Origin of the sequence: Microvirga pakistanensis, assembly GCF_004458765.1 — a bacterium.
Taxonomy (GTDB): Bacteria; Pseudomonadota; Alphaproteobacteria; order Rhizobiales; family Beijerinckiaceae; genus Microvirga; species Microvirga pakistanensis.
Genome location: NZ_SPJX01000652.1, coordinates 112,402 through 129,454, shown reverse-complemented (window position 1 = coordinate 129,454; position 17,053 = coordinate 112,402). Strand labels below are relative to the sequence as shown.

The following is a 17,053-nucleotide window of genomic DNA, read 5'->3' as shown; positions in this document are numbered from 1 at the left end:
CATGACGTACGATGTTTAGGCGAGCGAGGGGTTGATCTGCTTGCAGGCGTCCACGAGGCCCTGCACGGAAGCCACCGACTTCTCGAACATGGCCTTCTCCTCCGCCGAGAACGCAACCTCGACAACGCGCTCCACGCCGTTCTCGCCGATCACGATCGGCACGCCGACGAACATGTCCTTCACGCCGTACTGGCCGTTGAGATAGGCCGCGCAAGGCAGGACGCGCTTCTTATCCTTGAGATAGCTCTCGGCCATGGCGATGGCGGAGGCCGCCGGAGCGTAGAAGGCGGAGCCCGTCTTGAGCAGGTTGACGATCTCGCCGCCGCCCTTACGGGTGCGTTCGACCATGGCGTCGAGCTTCTCCTGGCTCGTCCAGCCCATCTTCACGAGGTCGGGCAGCGGGACGCCGGCCACCGTGGAGTAGCGCACCAGCGGCACCATGTCGTCGCCGTGGCCGCCGAGCACGAAGGCGGTCACGTCCTCGACCGAGACGTTGAACTCCTCGGCCAGGAAGTGGCGGAAGCGAGCCGAGTCCAGCACGCCGGCCATGCCGACGATCTTCTCGGGAGCGATGCCGGAGAACTTCTGGAGCGCCCACACCATGGCGTCGAGCGGATTGGTGATGCAGATGACGAAGGCGTTCGGAGCATATTGCTTGATGCCGTTGCCGACCGCTTCCATGACCTTCAGGTTGATGCCGATGAGGTCGTCGCGGCTCATGCCGGGCTTGCGGGGCACGCCGGCGGTCACGATGATCACGTCGGCGCCTTCGATGGCGGCGTAGTCGTTCGCGCCTTTGTACTTGGCGTCGAACCCGTCGACGGGCGCGGATTCCGCGATGTCCAGACCCTTACCCTGGGGAATGCCTTCCGCGATATCGAAGAGCACGACGTCGCCGAGTTCCTTCAAGCCGACGAGATGGGCGAGCGTTCCGCCGATCTGGCCTGCACCGATGAGCGCGATCTTTTTCCGGGCCATGGTTTGTCCTTGGGTGTTTGGAAGGCTGGAGCCTTATGAAAGGTGGCGCTGTTTGACACCAGAAATGGGGGCGCTTCAAGCCAGCAAAAGGTTAACCGGCAAGGCCTGAAGGCCTCCGGGAGGGCAGCACACATCTGTCCATTTTGGAAAAGCTCGTGATTTCAGCGGCTTGGCAACTGAAGAACCCGGCAAATTTTCCTGTTACATTTTCTGGAAAATGTAATTACCCCTAGACGGTCCCGATCTCCAGGGATCGCAGGATGACCCGGATCATGGCAGCCAGGCGCTGGTCGAGAATGTCCTGGGGCACCTCCGCGTCCAGACGGACGGTCAGCGGATTGATGAAGCGATAGGCCGCATCGCTGACGAAGGCGAGCGCCCGTTCCCGGTCGCGGGGATCGAACTTGCCGGTGACGATGCCCTCGTCGAGCACGCGCTCGATGAGCCCCCTCATCCGGGCGCGGTGCTTGCGGACAAGCGCCCGCGAGGTCTCGGTGGCGGAGCAATAGACGTCGAAGAGGTGCCGGTCCTCCTTCAGCAACTCCCGATGCGTGCGGGCCCAGGCCTGGATCAGGCGCTCCAGCTTGTCGTCGGCGGGATCGGGGGAGTCGGCGATATCGGCGATGATCGCCTCCAGCCGGCGCAGCCACTGGCCCGCCACCGCATCGATGAGAGCCGCCTTCGAGGCGAAGTAGCGATACACGTTGGCATGGGTCATGTTGGCGGCGTCGGCGATGCCGACGACCGTCACGTGCCGGGGCCCGAGCCGCTTGAGCTGGTCGGCCGCGATGGCGAGCAGGCGGCTGTCGGCTGGAACGTCGGCCTCCGTGATCCGCTGGATGCCGCCGCGGGGCCTCCTCATGTCTCGACCAGACCTTCGGAACTGCCGCATTCCGGGCGCCCGTGCGGAAGCGAGAGATACTCCTCAGACCGCATCTCGATCAGGCGCGACACGGTGCGATCGAACTCGAAGGCCTCGCGGCCGGAATCGGCCCGGTAGAGCTCATGAACCTCGGCCTCGGCGGAGGCGAGCAGCTTCACGTGGGCATCGTAGAAGGCATCCACGAGCATGATGAAGCGCTTGGCCTCGTTGCGGCGCTCGAACGTCATCCGGGGGATGTTCTCGAGAATGACCGTTTCGAACTCGTCGGCGATGGCCAGATAGTCGGCGGCTCCGAGCGGGTTGGAGCAGAGGTCCTCGAAGGAGAACCGGGCGACGCCGGACGCCGCCTGCGGCACCTCGACCGGGTGCCCCTTGACGGTCAGCGTCACCGGCCTGCCCTGCTCGCGGCCGGTCAGGCTCCTGAAGGCGCGGGTGAGCGCCGCCTGCGATCGCTCGTCGGCGGGCGTGTAGAAGACCGGGCTGCCCGCGAGCTTTTCCAGCCGGAAATCCGTACGGGATTCGAGCTTCACGACCGTCATCCGTTCCTGCAGAAGCGCGATGAAGGGCAGGAAGAGAGCCCGGTTGAGGCCGCCTTCGTAAAGGTGCTGCGGCTCCACGTTGGAGGTGGCGACCACCACGACCCCGTGGGCGAAGAGCGCCGTGAACAACCGCCCCAGGATCATCGCGTCGGCGATGTCGGTGACGGTGAATTCGTCGAAGCAGAGAACCCAGGATTCCGCTGCCAGAGCCTCTGCGACAGGCGCGATGGGATCGTCTCCCTTGACGGCACCCGTCTTCAGCTTCTGTCGGACATCGTGGATGCGCTCATGCACATCGGCCATGAAGGCATGGAAATGGACCCGGCGCTTGCGCCTGACCGGCAGCGCCTCGAAGAACAGGTCCATGAGCATGGTCTTGCCCCGCCCCACGGAGCCCCAGATATAAAGTCCCTTCGGCGGAGCCGGGTTCTTCTTGCCGAAGAGCCAGCCCAGGGCGCTGGGCTTGCGGGCGAGACGGTAGTTGCCGAGCGTTTCGGCCAAGGCCTGGAGCTGGCGCAGGAGCCTGACCTGCGCGGGATCACGCTCGATCGTGCCTGAGGACACGAGCGCATCGTAGCGGGCGATGATGGATTGGGGCGGGCGGAAATCGGTATCGGTCACGGGACAACCGATACCGTCCGCCGGATGCGAGGGCAATGTGATTATCGCGCCAGCGACAGCGGAGCGCCGGACTTGGCGAGAACGCCGGCGAGCGACGAGGAAGAACCGCGCAGGCGCGCCGCCACGGCGCCGCCGGTCTGGTAGAGATAGACCTCGCCGTCGCGATAATCCCAGGCATTGACCCTGGACAGATCCTGATTGGAGCAGCCCGAGGCGGACGCCCGGTAGAGGTCGAGCGCGGGCGAACTCGAGAGCTGGATGCGGCAGGATTTGCCGGACGCCTCGCGGACCGTCCAGTTGCCGATCATGGCGGTGCGGCTCGCGGGCGCGGCCGGTGCGATCGGCGCCGGCGCGGCCGCGGGAGGCAGGCCGGCCACATCGGTTCCCGGAGGGGGCGTCAGCTCGGAGCCGAGGGGGGCCGGCGCGCCGCCGATGGGCGGCAGCGGCTGACCTTCGATGGGCGCGAGCGGTGCGGATTCGACCGGGCCGGAGGGCACCGCCTCGATCGGCGCAGGCGCCGCAGGTGCCGCGGAGGCGCTGCCCATCGCCGGTCCGCCGAGGCGCGCGGAGGAGCATGCACCGAGCGAGAGCGCGGCGCAGAGGGTGGCAGTCAGGGCAAAAGCACGTCGTGTCATGTCGGTCATCGCAGCGGGAGCTTCTTGTGTCTGTAGGGATATGATCCCAGAATTCGTGGTTGCGGCCTCCGTGAAATGGCAGAGATCAGGAGCGAGTCAAGCCGAGCCGATCGCGCAGGAGCTTGAGAGCGCTGATTTGACCCTGGGTCGGCGTGCCATCGGCTTCGATCACCCGCTGCGCCATGGCGTGGATGTCTTCCCGCTGAGGAACGTCGAGGGCGGCGAGCCAGAGCTTTGCAAACCTCAGGGACAGGGTGTTGGGATCGGTGGCGTGGCCTGCCACCCACCGGGCGAACGTGAAGGCCTCCTGCGCGTCGGTCAACCCCATCACATGCCGCATCTCCGCCTTCTGGCGGAACTGCTTGCGCCGGTAATGGCCGCGCACGCGCTGAGCGGTGTCGACAACCTCGCCGGCCGCTTGGCCGAGGTCGCGGAGGCGTTAGTACCAGATGGCGGCGGCGAGCGCCCCCAGGATGGCAAGAAGGACAGGCATGAAAAACTCCGGGCGTGAGCCAGAGGCTCACGCCCGGAGTGTTACAATGGAACGCCGGTGCCGCGCTAGGCTTTTTGGCGGATCAGACGGCGCGCGCCACCATCATCTTCTTGACCTCGGCGATGGCCTTCGCCGGGTTCAGGCCCTTGGGGCAGGTGTTGGCGCAGTTCATGATCGTGTGGCAGCGATAGAGCCGGAACGGATCGTGCAGGTTGTCGAGACGCTCGCCGGTGGCCTCGTCGCGGCTGTCGATGAGCCAGCGATAGGCCTGGAGCAGGGCCGCGGGGCCCAGGAAGCGGTCGCCGTTCCACCAATAGCTCGGGCAGGACGTGGTGCAGCAGGCGCAGAGAATGCACTCGTAGAGGCCGTCGAGCTTGGAACGCTCCTCCGGCGTCTGACGCCACTCGGTCTCGGGCTCCGCCGTCTCCGTCTGCAGCCAGGGCTGGATGGAGGCGTGCTGGGCGAAGAAGCTCGTGAGGTCCGGCACCAGATCCTTGAGCACCGGCATGTGCGGCAGCGGATAGATCTTGATCGAATCCGACTCGCAATCCTCGATGCCGAGCGTGCAGGCCAGCGTGTTCTTGCCCATGATGTTCATGGCGCAGGAGCCGCAGATGCCTTCGCGGCAGGAGCGCCGGAAGACCAGCGTCGAATCGACGTTGTTCTTGATCCAGATGAGCGCGTCGAGAACCATCGGGCCGCAATCGTCGCGGTCGATGTAATAGGTGTCGATGCGCGGATTGGCGCCGTCGTCCGGGTTCCAGCGGTAGATGCGGAATTCCTGGATGTTGGAGGCGCCAGCCGGCTTCGGCCAGGTCTTGCCTTCGGTGTACTTGGAGTTCTTGGGAAGCGTGAATTGGGCCATTTAGGTCTTACCTTGCCTCTACTTCGTCATGCCCGGCGGTTTGAGCCGGGTATCCGCGCCTTTGCTCCGCTCTGGCGTGGGAAGACGTGGATGGCCGGGACGAGCCCGGCCATGACGGGTGTTGGTTAGTACACGCGAGCCTTCGGCTCGATGTACTGAATGTCGTTCGACATGGTGTAGGTGTGCACCGGCCGGTAATCGAGGGTCACCTTGTGGGTGGTGTCGTCGAGCCATGCCAGGGTGTGCTTCATCCAGTTCTTGTCGTCGCGCTCGGTGAAGTCCTCGCGGGCGTGCGCGCCGCGGGATTCCTCGCGGTTGGCAGCGCCTTCCATGGTGACGACCGCCTGCCCGATCAGGTTGTCGAACTCGAGCGTCTCGAGGAGGTCGGTGTTCCAGATGAGCGAGCGGTCCGTGACCCGGACATCGGCGGCGGCGTTCCAGACGTCGTGGATGAGCTTCTTGCCCTCTTCCAGAACCTCGCCGGTGCGGAACACCGCGCAGTTGTTCTGCATGGTCTTCTGCATCTGGAGGCGCAGCTGCGCGGTCGGGGTCGAGCCGTTGGCATAGCGGAACTTGTCGAGGCGCGAGAGCGCGAGCTCGTCGGCGCCCTTGGGCAGGTCCGCGTGACGGGCGTTCGGCTCCAGGATCTCGGCGCAGCGCAGGCCCGCCGCGCGGCCGAACACCACGAGGTCGATGAGCGAGTTCGACCCCAGGCGGTTGGCGCCGTGCACGGACACGCAGGCCGCTTCGCCCAGCGCCATGAGGCCCGGCACCACCGTGTCGGGGTTGCCGTTCTTCAGGGTCAGCACTTCGCCGTGATAGTTCGTGGGAATGCCGCCCATGTTGTAGTGCACGGTCGGCAGAACGGGGATCGGCTCCTTCGTCACGTCGACGCCCGCGAAGATCTTCGCGCTTTCCGAGATGCCCGGCAGGCGCTCGTGCAGGATCTTCGGGTCGAGGTGATCGAGGTGCAGGTAGATGTGGTCCTTGTTCTTGCCCACGCCGCGGCCGGCGCGGATCTCCATGGTCATGGAGCGGGACACCACGTCGCGGGAGGCGAGGTCCTTCGCGGAGGGGGCATAGCGCTCCATGAAGCGCTCGCCTTCCGAGTTGGTGAGGTAGCCGCCCTCGCCGCGCGCCCCCTCGGTGATGAGGCAGCCTGCGCCGTAGATGCCGGTGGGGTGGAACTGCACGAACTCCATGTCCTGCAGCGGGAGCCCTGCGCGCAGCACCATGGCGTTGCCGTCGCCCGTGCAGGTATGCGCGGAGGTGGCCGAGAAATAGGCGCGTCCGTAGCCGCCCGTGGCGAGGATCGTCATGTGGGCGCGGAAGCGGTGGATCTCACCGGTGGACTGGTTGAGCGCCACGACGCCGATGCAGCGGCCGTCCGAGTCCATCATCAGATCGAGGGCGAAATACTCGATGAAGAAGTTCGTCTGGTTTCTCACCGCCTGGCCATAGAGCGTGTGCAGGATCGCGTGCCCCGTGCGGTCGGCGGCCGCGCAGGTGCGCTGGGCGGTGCCCTTGCCGTACTCGGTGGTCATGCCCCCGAAGGGACGCTGGTAGATCTTGCCTTCCGCCGTGCGGGAGAAGGGAACGCCCCAATGCTCCAGCTCATAGACGGCGGCGGGAGCGTTGCGCACCAGATACTCGATGGCATCCTGGTCGCCCAGCCAGTCGGAACCCTTCACGGTGTCGTACATGTGCCAGCGCCAATCGTCCGGCCCCATGTTGCCCAGGGACGCGGAAATGCCGCCCTGCGCCGCGACCGTGTGCGACCGGGTGGGAAACACCTTGGTGATGCACGCGGTGCGCAGGCCCGCCTGCGAGCAGCCGACGGTGGCGCGAAGACCCGCACCGCCCGCGCCCACGACCACCACGTCGAAGGTGTGATCGATGATGTCATAGGCCTTGCCGTTGATGGCCGGGCCGTTCGTTGCTTGAGCCATGAGAGAATTCCTTAGAGCAGGATGCGGCCGAGGCTGACCTTGAGGATGGCATAGAGGCACGCCACCGCGACGATCACCGCATAGAAGTTGTTGGCGATGAGGGCTGCGATCTTGTAGCCCTTGTCGTGCACGTAATCCTCGATGACGATCTGCATGCCCAGGCGCATGTGGTTCGCCACGGAGATCACCGCGAGGATGAGGATGATCGCCACCAGCGGGTGCGAGATGACGGCAATCGCCTCTTGATAGGAGGGAGAGTTGGCCAGCGCCGCGACGATGATCACGAAGGCGATGATGAGCGGGATGTTGGACACCGCCGTGACGCGGTGAATCCACCAATGCTCGACGCCGTGCCCGGAAGCGCCGAGGCCCTTCACGCGGGCGAGCGGGGTGCGCATGGATACGCGGGTGTCAAACCTGTTGTCGACCATGGCTCTCTCCTTAGAACGCGAGGAAGGCGGTAACCCAGATCGCCAGGGTCAGCACGACCGAGCCGACAAGGGTGAAGCGCGCCATGTTGATGCGCTGGGCGGCTTCCATCCCATGGCCGAAGTCCCACACCAGGTGGCGGACGCCGCCGAGCATGTGGTGCATGAGGATCCAGGTGTAGCCGAACAGGATCAGGTACCCGAGGGGGGATCCGAAGAACCATTGCACGGCGTCGAAGGCCGACGGCCCGGACGCGAGCGCCACCAGCCAGATCGCGAAAAGCGCGATGCCCCCGTAAAGCGCGAGACCCGTGATGCGGTGAGCGACGGACATCGCCATCGTCCAGCTCCACCGGTAAATCTGAAGATGCGGGGACAAGGGCCGCGGGGCCACTTTCGCCTCAGCCATAGCTTTCACTCCTGGTTGGCGACAGGGTCGCCCGTAGTTTGGAATGGTTCGTATCGGAAGCGCGGGAACACCGCAATCGCCTTCCGCCCTGGAGGGTCACAAGAGGCACACTTCGTCAGTGACGAAGATGCACCGGGCTCGCTTAACGCACAATTTTTAATTATTCTTATCTCCCTTCGCGAACGACGAAGGACACCTATGCAATTCGACCTGACCGACTTGAGCCTCTTCCGCCATGTGGTCGAGGCAGGCAGCATCACCCATGGGGCCGAGCGGGCCCATCTTGCCCTTGCGGCGGCCAGCACCCGCATCCGCAACATGGAAAAGTCGCTGGGCGCTCCCCTCCTTCTGCGCACCCGCGCTGGCGTCACCCCGACCCCCGCCGGAAGAACCCTCCTTCAGCACGCCCGCACGCTCCTAGCCCAGGCCGAGAGGCTCAAGGAGGATCTCGGGACCTATACCGGGGGGCTCGCGGGCCAGATCCGGATCCTCTCCAACACCAATGCGCTCACCGAGTTCCTCCCCGAGGCCCTGGGCGCCTTCCTGGCCCGGCATCCGCAGGTCTCCATCGACCTGGAGGAGCGGTTGAGCGACGAGATCGTGGGGCTCATCGCCGAAGGCGTGGGCGACATCGGCATCGTGGCCGGCACGGTGGAGACCGGCCAGCTCGAAACCTACCCCTTCCGCAGCGACCGCTTCGTCCTGGTGGTCCCGCAGGACCATCCCCTCGCCGCCCGTCGCAGCATCGCCTTCGCCGAGGTGCTGGAGCACGACTTCGTGGGTCTCGACCGGGCGAGCGCCCTTCAGCGCTTCCTGTCGAGCAAGGCGAGCCGCATCGGCAAGCCCTTGCGCCTGAGGGTGCAGCTCAGAAGCTTCGATGCCGTTTGCCGCATGGTGGAGGCGGGTGTCGGCCTCGGCATCGTGCCCGAGACGACAGCCCAGCGGGCTGCCCACACCATGGCCATTCACCCGGTGACCCTGGAGGATTCCTGGGCCGCCCGCGACCTGACCCTCTGCATCCGCTCGCTCAAGGACCTGCCGCCCTCGGCCCGGCAACTGGCGGAGCACCTGAGACGCCAGGGCTGAACCCGATCACGACTTTGGGAATTCGCCGCTCTTCTCCCGCCCTTGAAACGTTACGGGAGGACGAGGATCCTGCCGGGTACGGCAGCCTCTCAGGTCTGCCGCGACAATGCAGGAGGAACGAATGACCAGGGTGAGGAGCTTATGGCCCGTATTGGGCCTTGTGGCGGCATTTCCCTTGAACGCCTATGCGCAGGGCGGCGGCGCCTCTGCCGATACGACCTTCTTCGTCACCAGCGTGGGATCGGGCAAAGGCGCGGATCTCGGCGGCCTGGACGGCGCCGATCGGCATTGCCAGTCCCTTGCGGAGGCGGCAGGCATTCGCGGCAAGGTCTGGCGCGCCTATCTCTCCACTCAGGCCATGGGCGGCGCCACCGCCGTCAACGCCAGGGACCGGATCGGCCGAGGACCCTGGCAGAACGCCAAGGGAACCGTGATCGCCAAGGACGTGGCGGACCTGCACAGTGCCAACAACAACCTCAACAAGCAGACGGCCCTGACCGAGAAGGGCGCGATGGTGAAGGGCCGGGGCGACCAACCGAACGAGCACGACATCCTGACCGGATCGCAGCCGGACGGGACCGCCTTCGCGGGGGCCGAGGATCGAACCTGCGGCAACTGGACGAAGAGCGGCCCGGAGGGCGCCGCCATGGTCGGCCACCATGACCGGATGGGCTTGAACGAGGAGCCTCCCGCGAAATCCTGGAACACCTCGCACCCGACGCGGGGCGGGTGCAGCCAGGATGCCCTGAAGAGCACCGGTGGAGCGGGCCTGTTCTACTGCTTCGCGGCCAACTGATCCGCGCATCGTGCCAAAATGTCGGACCAAGCCCGAAGCGGCGCCCGCTCCGGGCTCCAGCGTATCGTGCGGACCCAGAGGGCCGCGTCAGCGACCCGTAGGGCCACGTCCGTGAAAAGCGGACCCGGTGTCCCGCTCAACGATGCGCTGCCTTGAAATGGGAGCATCGGATGGATCCCAAAAGTGGATTCCACTTTTCACGCCCGATGCCCTATGCCGCGAAATCCACCGCCGGCATGGGAAGACCGCGGCGCAGGCAGGCCGCCTCCAGGGTATTGCGCAGCAGGCACGCGATCGTCATCGGGCCCACGCCGCCGGGCACGGGCGTGATGGCGGACGCGACCTGGGCCGCCTCCCCATAGGCCACGTCGCCGACGACCTTGGTCTTGCCCTCGCCGGCGGCCGGATTGGGCACCCGGTTGATGCCGACATCGATCACGATGGCGCCGGGCTTGACCCAGTCGCCCCGCACCATCTCGGGCCGCCCGACGGCCGCTACCAGGATGTCGGCCTCGCGGCAGACCCCGGGCAGCTCGCGGGTCCTCGAATGAGCCACCGTCACCGTGCAGCTCTGGGCGATGAGCAGCTGCGCCATGGGCTTGCCGACGATGTTGGAGCGACCCACCACCACGGCGTTCAGACCCGCGAGATCCCGGCGCACCGACTGGATGAGCAGCAGGCACCCCAGGGGCGTGCAGGAGACGAGGCCCGGAACGCCGGTCATGAGCTTGCCCGCGTTGATCGGGTGGAACCCGTCCACGTCCTTCGCCGGATCGATCGCCTCGATGATCTTCTGCGCATCGATCTGCTTCGGGAGCGGCAGCTGGACCAGAATGCCGTCCACCGCCGGATCGGCGTTGAGCCCGGCGACCAGGGCCAGGAGCTCCGCCTCCGTGGTGGAGGCGGGCAGGACGTGCTCGAAGGAGCGCATGCCCACTTCCACGGTTTGGCGGGCCTTGTTCTTCACATAGAGCTGGCTGGCCGGGTCCTCGCCCACGATCACCACGGCGAGCCCCGGCGTCACGCCCCGGCTCGACAGGCTCGCGGCCGCATCCGCGATCCGGGCGCGAAGGCCTTGCGCATGGGCTTTTCCGTCGATGATCGTGGCGCTCATGGATGCTGTCCTGTCAAAGCGGCGATGTCTCTGGCGAGGGCCTCCCCCTCACCGGCGATCAGAAATGTCTTCAGCTAGCGCATCGTGCAGAAAAGTGGGCCCGGTTTTCTGCCCGAACGATGCGCTAATTTAAAGAGGGAGCATCGGATTGGACCCAAAAAGTGGACTCCGCTTTTCACGTCCGATGCTCTCGCCCGTCCCACCGGCTTCCAGCCTGACGGCGGAGGCAGGCAGCTCCAGCTCTTCGGCGAGCAGGCGCCTCACGCCCTCGTTGGCGGCCCCGTTCTCGGGCGCGGCCCTCACCCGGACCTTCAGGACCGGCCTGCCGTCTGAGAGCGTCTCCACCCCGTCGACAGCGTCGCGCCCGCCCCTGGGAGTGACGCGCACCCGGACCTCCAGACCGTCCGGACGGCTGCGCCAGGGCAGGCTCAGGACCTCCTCTCCTCAGAAGACGAAGGGAAGGACGTAGTAGCGGATGGCGCGGTCCACCAGCATGATCAGGAGGATCAGGATCACGGGCGAGATATCGACGCCGCCGAGATTGGGCATGATGTTGCGGATCGGCCGCAGGGCGGGCTCGGTCACGGCGTCCAGGAATTTCCAGACCGAGCGGACGAATTCACTGCGTGTATTGACCACATTGAACGCCACCAGCCAGCTCAGGATCGCCGAGGCGATGATCAGGTAGGTATAGAGCTGCAGGGCAACCAGGATGACTTCGAACAATGCGCGCATGGGAAACCTGTCGGGATCGGGCGCTGCTCATGTAACCCTCCAAGCGGGGCTGAACAACCCGCGCGCCCAGCAAAAGCGGCCCTTCTCCCCCAAAAGACGACGTCCACCCGCCCTCTCGCCGATTGACAGACCGAAGCCAGGAGGCCTAATACTCGGCCCGCTTGGTCTTGATACCGACCGGGGCTGTAGCTCAGATGGGAGAGCGCTGCAATCGCACTGCAGAGGTCAGGGGTTCGAATCCCCTCAGCTCCACCAAGCAGTCATACTTTCGTAAGAATAAGTGTAATCAAAGTCTGCAACCGCCAAATTCCGCGGGTTTATAGCAGACGTTTCTTAATTAGAGACAATTTCCAGCACATTTTCTGGCGATTCAAATAACTCCTACATGCCCCTGTCTCAGGCCTCTCGCACGAAATTTCCGAGAGGCCGCCTACCCGTGACAGAGACTTGTTTGCACGCAATAGAGACTACTTTTATCATTCAAAATGCCGAGAAGGCGACGGGCCGCGCGGAGACGCGGCGCTCTCGCCGCAGCTTGAGGACGATCCTTCAAACCTGAGCCGCCCCAATGAAACGAACGGTGCGTGTATGGGACAAGCTCTATGAGGTGCGTCGATCAGCGATCAAAGACGGCTTGGATCGCCGTCGGCACCTACCTGGGCAAGATAATCGAGGTGAAAGGTCGGAGCGAGAGCCAAGCCTTCGCTCACTGGCGCGACGCTGCTCGCTATCGGGGAAACTGAAAATCGGATTCGCAGAGCCTTAATTATGGAACAGCGAGCCAGGCGCTATGCGTTGACAGCCATTGTTCTGAGCGCCCGAAGACCCAAGGCTCCAGTCCGTGGATCATCCCCAACCAAATAGGGCGGCTGAGTATCGTCAGCAGGCCGAGCAGATCCAGACCATCGCCCGGCAGATCTCGTTAATCGAGACCAAGAACCAACTCCTCGACGCCGCCCGGCACTTGGAGGTGCTGGCGGAGGAAGAGGATCGCCATCAGGACAGCCCCAAGCCACTCGTGCGCGAGTGAAGAGGCGGCCCGATTTTCCGATACGCCGCAGTCTGGAGCGGGGCGGCTGGCACCACCTGAACCTGCCGGCGATGGCCGAAGTGAACGAGAAAATCCCGATCGGTCCCGGACAGGTTCACACGCGTCGGATCGGCGACATTCTTCACCCGGAGCGGGACTCGGCCGAGGTGCTCGGCGAGATGCGGCAGAACCTCGGCACCTATGACTTTGCAGCCCAGTATCAGCAGCAGCCGGTGCCGATCGACGGAGGTCTGATCCGGTGGTCCTGGTTCCGGCGGTTCAAACATCCCCCTGTCCACGAGCCGGAGGATCAGATCATCCAGAGCTGGGACACGGCCTCGAAGGCGGGAGAGCTGAACGACTATTCGGTTCTGCACGACCTGGCTGATCCGCAACGGCAGCTACTACCTTCTTGCCGTGGAGCGCGACCGCCTCGACTACCCGGCCTTGAAACGCCGCGTGCTCGATCTTTATCACCAACACCGTCCGCATGCGGTGCTGATCGAGGACAAGGGTTCGGGGACGCAGCTGATCCAGGAGCTGCGTCATGCCGGATCGGTCCACCCGATCGCGATCACCCCGCAGGGCGACAAAATCATGCGCGCCTCGAACCAAACAGCGCAGATCGAAGCGGGCCGGATCGTCATCCCGGAGGATGCGCCCTGGCTCGGTGAGTTCCAGCGGGAGGTGGCAGCCTTCCCGAACGGCCGCCATGACGATCAGATTGACAGCATGACGCAATTTCTAGCCTGGGCGATGGAGAATGAGTTCAATGCGCCGCGAATCCGGTTCTTGTAAGGGCAAGCTGATGATTCAGAACGCCTTTATGAGACATGGCACTTTATTTCGGCAGAGCAAAATTTCTGGCGGCATTGGCGTAAAAATCGTGTCCAGCCTTCGAGTAACTATAGGCTCCAGTCGAGGAGTTGCCTCGTGCCGCACAGGGGCTGACTTGCGCAAAGGATTACTTTTGAGCGCGACCTTGCAAAGGTCAGTTCACCACGCCAATCCTGCTGCATAATCGCCAAGCCTGGATCGCTCCGTCTCCCTGGCTCAAGCTCGGATTTGCGACAGAACCTGTGCCCTTAGGGCATGCGCGAACACGCTGGGTGGCTGGCCGGCAGCCCAGAAGAGCGGGCCGCCCTTTGCCGCCGGGAAACCGTAGCCATGAACAAGCACGAGATCGATGTCCGAAGGCCGGGCCGCCAAGCCTTCATCAAGCACCCGCGTTGCCTCCTCGATGATCGCAGCCAGGGCACGCCTCTGGATATCCTCCTGCGCTCTTGGCCGGTGCACAATGGCTCGTTCGGCAATCAGGGCTTCCACTGCTGGGGCCGGGAGGCCACGGCGGGCTCCCTCCGGGTAGTCGTACCAGCCGGCGCCGGTCTTGCGTCCGAGACGCCCTTGCGCGGCGACCTCCTCCAAAAGCGTCAGACCGGGAGGCATGCGGCCCGCCTCACGCAGGCGGCGGCGGTGCGCCACGGCGATATCGAGACCGGAGAGATCGCCTACCGCGAAAGGACCCATGGCGAAGCCGAAGGCTTCGAGCGCCGCGTCCACGTCCCAGGGCAGCACGCCTTCCTCGACCAGCGACTCGCACTCCCTGCGATAGGCGTTATAGATGCGATTGCCAATAAAGCCCTCCCCGGCCCCTGCCACCACGGTGATTTTGCCGAGCTTCCTGCCGAGAACCAGACCAGTCGCCAACGTCTCTAGCGTCGTCGCGTCTCCGCGAACGACCTCTAGCAGCTTCATCACATGCGCCGGACTGAAGAAGTGCAAGCCGAGGAAGCGTTCCGGGCGACCGCTCGCTTGCGCCAGCACATTGATGTCGAGATAGGATGTGTTGCTCGCGATCAGCGCCTCAGGGGGCAAGAGATCGCTGAGTTGCTTGAGCACATCAGTTTTGGTCTCCATGTTCTCGTAAACGGCTTCGATGACGATATCGCAATTCTCGAGTGCCCTCACATCGGAGCCTATCGTCACTTGCCTAGCGACCATCCCAGCGGAATCCGCCGAGCGCCGAGCCAGAAGCTTAGCGATGCGTGCCGGCGCTTGCGTCAGAAAAGCGGCATTCTGATCGGTGAGGGAGACGGAAAGGCCTACCCCGACGAAAGCGGCAGCGATCCCGGTGCCCATTGTCCCCGCACCAACGATGCCGACCCTGCCCACCGCTAGCGGCTCGGTCCGCTCTCCTTCGAGCCGACCCGCCTGCCGTTCGGCGAAGAAGAGATGGCGCAGCGCTGCCGCCTCGCGTGTCTGGCGGAGCCGCTGGAACGTCGATCGTTCCTCGGCCAACGCCTCGCCAGCGGGAGCCGTCGCTGCGCGGCGCACCGCCTCGATCGCCTCTGTGATTCCAGGATGGTTGGGGCGGGAGGTCAGAGCCGACACACAAGCGGCTTCGAACTCCGCATCCAGAGCTCCTGACACCGGCGCTTCCAGCAGGCGCCGCTTCGCGTGAATCGTCCGTGCGTAATCGGCAGCCCCTCGCCGCAGGTCGGTCACGATCTGATCGATCATCCCGAGGCGCAGCGCCTCTTCCGCCTGCACCCGACGGCAGGACGTGATGATCTCCAGCGCGACGGCAGGGGAAACGAGCCTTGGCAGACGCACCGTTCCACCGGCCCCTGGAATGATGCCGAAAGTTATCTCGGGCAATCCTACCACCGCAGAGCACACTGCTACCCGGCCGTCGCAAGCCAAGGCAATCTCGAAACCTCCGCCCAAAGCGGCTCCGTGAATCGCCGCAACGACGGGGTGCGGAAAGGCCTCTATCGCGGCGATCACTGCGGGCATTTGCGGATCGCCGAGTGGTCCCGAGAACTCCCGCAGATCGGAGCCCGCAACGAATGTCGTCCCGGCGCCGATCAGGACGGCTGCGCGAAGGTCCTTCTCCTGCGCGAGTTCTGCAAAGGCTGCGACGAGCCCTGCGCGCACACCGATCGATCCCGCATTGATGGGAGGGTTGTCGACGATAATAAAGGCGACAATACCTTCGCGCTCGATCCGAACGGGAGAAATCGAGCCCATCTCATGCCTCGCTAATGTACTTGACGGTCTGGAAAGCAACCAATCCTTCGATTCCGCCTTCGCGGCCAATGCCGCTATCCTTGACACCACCGAAGGGTGTCTCCGGCAAGGAGGCCTGCCAGTGGTTGAAGATCACATTGCCGCTCTCGATTTCTTCACCAAGCTGGATGATGCGTCGGCTATCATGGGTGAAGGCGTAGGCAGCCAAGCCGAACGGAAGGCGATTGGCCAAGGCCACGGCCTCCTCGAGACTGCCGAAGGATCGGGTCAGGGCAAGCGGACCGAAGGGTTCCTCGTTGGCGGCGAGACAGTCCTCGCGTCCATTGACCAGGATCGTCGGACGGAAGAAGAAGCCGCGTTTTTCCGGGAGAACGCCGCTCTGCCTAATCTCGATGCCTCGGTTACGGGCATCGAGCACGAACCTATCCAGGGCCGCGATGCGCCGGGCGTTGATGACCGGGCCCATCGTCGTCGCTGGATCGCGACCGTCCCCTAACCTCAGACGGGCAGCCGCCTCGGTGAAGCAGTTCACAAACCGGTCGTGAACACTCTCGTGGATATAGAAGCGGGTCGGTGAGATGCAGACCTGACCGGAATTGCGATATTTCGCCCGCACGGCCGCGGTCGCAACCGCCTCGATATCGGCGTCTTCGAAGACCAAAACGGGGGAGTGGCCGCCGAGCTCCGCCAGCATGACCTTTATCGTTGCAGCGGCGCGAGCCGCCAGCATCTTGCCGATAGCCGTGGAGCCGGTGAATGTCACGCCGCGGATGATCGGACTGTCGAGCAGGCGTTCGGAGATCCTCACGGGGTCGCCGCACACGACGGAGAGTGCACCCTTCGGCAGTCCTGCTTCCGCAAGAATGCCGGCTAAGGCGAGAGCAGCGCCCGGAGTGTCCTCGGCTGGCTTCAGCACCACGGTGCAACCGGCCGCGAGAGCGCCGCTGATCTTACGTGCAGGGGTGTTGATCGGTGCGTTCCAAGGTGCAAAGGCCGCGATAGGACCGAGAGGCTCGCGCACCGCCATGAGCCGCGTGCCGGGCTGACGGGACGGGATGATGCGGCCATAGGCGCGACGGCCCTCCTCCGCGTCCCACTGAAAGATGGCTGCGGCCGTATCCACCTCGGCCCGAGCCTCCGCCAGCGGCTTGCCGAGTTCCGCTGTCACGATCCGGGCAAGGCTCTCGCGCCGTTCGCGGATCAGAGCGGCGGCGCGTGTTAGGATCACGGCGCGCTCCTGCGCGGACATCCGGCGCCAAAGAGGAAAGGCGCGACCGGCAGCCGCGATGGCTTCATCCATCTGCGCGGGCGTCGCATGCGGCATGAACGCCAGAGTTTCGCCGGTCGCCGGGTTCAGAACAGCGGTCGTCTCCGCCGGCTTATCCTCGACGAAGCGCCCGGCGATAAAAAGTTTCAGCGCCGGGTAGTCCGCGTCTACTGTGTCCTCGATCCTCATCGTCTA

General features: G+C 64.7%; 19 protein-coding genes and 1 tRNA gene. 6 read left to right on the top strand and 14 right to left on the bottom strand.

The window, feature by feature from the left end; translation table 11 throughout:
* Positions 1-15: 15 nt before the first annotated feature.
* From mdh to E4K09_RS25360, 5 genes are all read right to left on the bottom strand, one after another.
* Complete coding sequence (gene mdh / locus E4K09_RS25380) at positions 16-978, bottom strand: malate dehydrogenase (protein WP_134500415.1); 963 nt, start codon at positions 976-978, stop codon at positions 16-18.
* A 229-nt stretch (positions 979-1,207) separates the two neighbouring features.
* Complete coding sequence (locus E4K09_RS25375; RefSeq protein WP_134500414.1) at positions 1,208-1,840, bottom strand: TetR/AcrR family transcriptional regulator; 633 nt, start codon at positions 1,838-1,840, stop codon at positions 1,208-1,210.
* Positions 1,837-3,021, bottom strand: coding sequence for a cell division protein ZapE (gene zapE / locus E4K09_RS25370; RefSeq protein WP_244610680.1), 1,185 nt, complete (start codon positions 3,019-3,021; stop codon positions 1,837-1,839). Before zapE ends, E4K09_RS25375 begins: the two co-directional genes overlap by 4 nt.
* A 41-nt stretch (positions 3,022-3,062) precedes the next feature.
* A complete protein-coding gene (locus tag E4K09_RS25365; RefSeq protein ID WP_134500413.1) occupies positions 3,063-3,656 on the bottom strand; it encodes an AprI/Inh family metalloprotease inhibitor in 594 nt (197 codons plus the stop codon).
* 85 nt (positions 3,657-3,741) lie between these two features.
* Positions 3,742-3,987 (bottom strand): hypothetical protein, encoded by a 246-nt coding sequence (locus E4K09_RS25360; RefSeq protein WP_134500412.1) that lies wholly within the window; start codon positions 3,985-3,987, stop codon positions 3,742-3,744.
* Between E4K09_RS25360 and E4K09_RS25355 the strand changes: the two genes are divergently transcribed.
* Positions 3,988-4,167: a hypothetical protein gene (locus tag E4K09_RS25355; RefSeq protein WP_134500411.1), complete on the top strand. Its 180-nt coding sequence runs from the start codon at positions 3,988-3,990 to the stop codon at positions 4,165-4,167. It begins immediately after the preceding gene.
* 64 nt (positions 4,168-4,231) lie between these two features.
* On the opposite strand, the gene E4K09_RS25350 is transcribed toward E4K09_RS25355, so the two are convergent.
* The 4 genes from E4K09_RS25350 to sdhC form a co-directional block, all read right to left on the bottom strand.
* Positions 4,232-5,014 (bottom strand): succinate dehydrogenase iron-sulfur subunit, encoded by a 783-nt coding sequence (locus tag E4K09_RS25350; protein ID WP_134500410.1) that lies wholly within the window; start codon positions 5,012-5,014, stop codon positions 4,232-4,234.
* Between the two features lie 125 nt (positions 5,015-5,139).
* Complete coding sequence (sdhA, locus tag E4K09_RS25345) at positions 5,140-6,963, bottom strand: succinate dehydrogenase flavoprotein subunit (RefSeq protein ID WP_134500409.1); 1,824 nt, start codon at positions 6,961-6,963, stop codon at positions 5,140-5,142.
* Between the two features lie 11 nt (positions 6,964-6,974).
* Complete coding sequence (gene sdhD, locus E4K09_RS25340; RefSeq protein WP_134500408.1) at positions 6,975-7,394, bottom strand: succinate dehydrogenase, hydrophobic membrane anchor protein; 420 nt, start codon at positions 7,392-7,394, stop codon at positions 6,975-6,977.
* Between the two features lie 10 nt (positions 7,395-7,404).
* Positions 7,405-7,800, bottom strand: a complete 396-nt coding sequence (gene sdhC, locus E4K09_RS25335) for a succinate dehydrogenase, cytochrome b556 subunit (protein ID WP_134500407.1) — start codon at positions 7,798-7,800, stop codon at positions 7,405-7,407.
* A gap of 198 nt (positions 7,801-7,998) precedes the next feature.
* Here sdhC and E4K09_RS25330 point away from each other — a divergent pair, with 198 nt between their 5' ends.
* Together E4K09_RS25330 and E4K09_RS25325 are read left to right on the top strand one after the other, a co-directional pair.
* Positions 7,999-8,886 (top strand): LysR family transcriptional regulator, encoded by an 888-nt coding sequence (locus tag E4K09_RS25330; protein WP_134500406.1) that lies wholly within the window; start codon positions 7,999-8,001, stop codon positions 8,884-8,886.
* 121 nt (positions 8,887-9,007) lie between these two features.
* A complete protein-coding gene (locus E4K09_RS25325) occupies positions 9,008-9,682 on the top strand; it encodes a hypothetical protein (RefSeq protein ID WP_134500405.1) in 675 nt (224 codons plus the stop codon).
* 211 nt (positions 9,683-9,893) lie between these two features.
* Here E4K09_RS25325 and folD read toward each other — a convergent pair whose 3' ends face one another.
* The 3 genes from folD to E4K09_RS25310 all read right to left on the bottom strand — a co-directional run bounded on the left by folD (position 9,894) and on the right by E4K09_RS25310 (position 11,531).
* Positions 9,894-10,796: a bifunctional methylenetetrahydrofolate dehydrogenase/methenyltetrahydrofolate cyclohydrolase FolD gene (gene folD, locus E4K09_RS25320; RefSeq protein WP_134500404.1), complete on the bottom strand. Its 903-nt coding sequence runs from the start codon at positions 10,794-10,796 to the stop codon at positions 9,894-9,896.
* 129 nt (positions 10,797-10,925) lie between these two features.
* Positions 10,926-11,228: a DUF167 family protein gene (locus E4K09_RS25315; protein ID WP_134500403.1), complete on the bottom strand. Its 303-nt coding sequence runs from the start codon at positions 11,226-11,228 to the stop codon at positions 10,926-10,928.
* 12 nt (positions 11,229-11,240) lie between these two features.
* Positions 11,241-11,531, bottom strand: coding sequence for a YggT family protein (locus E4K09_RS25310; RefSeq protein ID WP_134500402.1), 291 nt, complete (start codon positions 11,529-11,531; stop codon positions 11,241-11,243).
* A 179-nt stretch (positions 11,532-11,710) separates the two neighbouring features.
* On the opposite strand from E4K09_RS25310, the gene E4K09_RS25305 reads away from it, so the two are divergent.
* From E4K09_RS25305 to terL, 3 genes are all read left to right on the top strand, one after another.
* Positions 11,711-11,786, top strand: a tRNA-Ala gene (locus tag E4K09_RS25305).
* Between the two features lie 586 nt (positions 11,787-12,372).
* Entirely contained in the window at positions 12,373-12,561 is a 189-nt protein-coding gene (locus tag E4K09_RS25300; protein ID WP_134500401.1) for a hypothetical protein, read from the top strand.
* A gap of 363 nt (positions 12,562-12,924) precedes the next feature.
* The gene (gene terL / locus E4K09_RS25295; protein ID WP_134500400.1) at positions 12,925-13,359 is read left to right on the top strand and encodes a phage terminase large subunit; all 435 of its coding nucleotides are present in this window, start codon (positions 12,925-12,927) and stop codon (positions 13,357-13,359) included.
* Positions 13,360-13,614: 255 nt separating this feature from the next.
* Here the strand turns inward: terL and E4K09_RS25290 are convergent, their stop codons facing one another.
* Both E4K09_RS25290 and E4K09_RS25285 read right to left on the bottom strand, forming a co-directional pair.
* Positions 13,615-15,591 carry a 3-hydroxyacyl-CoA dehydrogenase NAD-binding domain-containing protein gene (locus E4K09_RS25290; RefSeq protein WP_134500399.1) on the bottom strand — a complete coding sequence of 659 codons (1,977 nt, stop codon included), beginning with the start codon at positions 15,589-15,591 and terminating at the stop codon, positions 13,615-13,617.
* Between the two features lies 1 nt (position 15,592).
* The gene (locus E4K09_RS25285) at positions 15,593-17,047 is read right to left on the bottom strand and encodes an NAD-dependent succinate-semialdehyde dehydrogenase (RefSeq protein WP_134500398.1); all 1,455 of its coding nucleotides are present in this window, start codon (positions 17,045-17,047) and stop codon (positions 15,593-15,595) included.
* Positions 17,048-17,053: the final 6 nt, after the last annotated feature.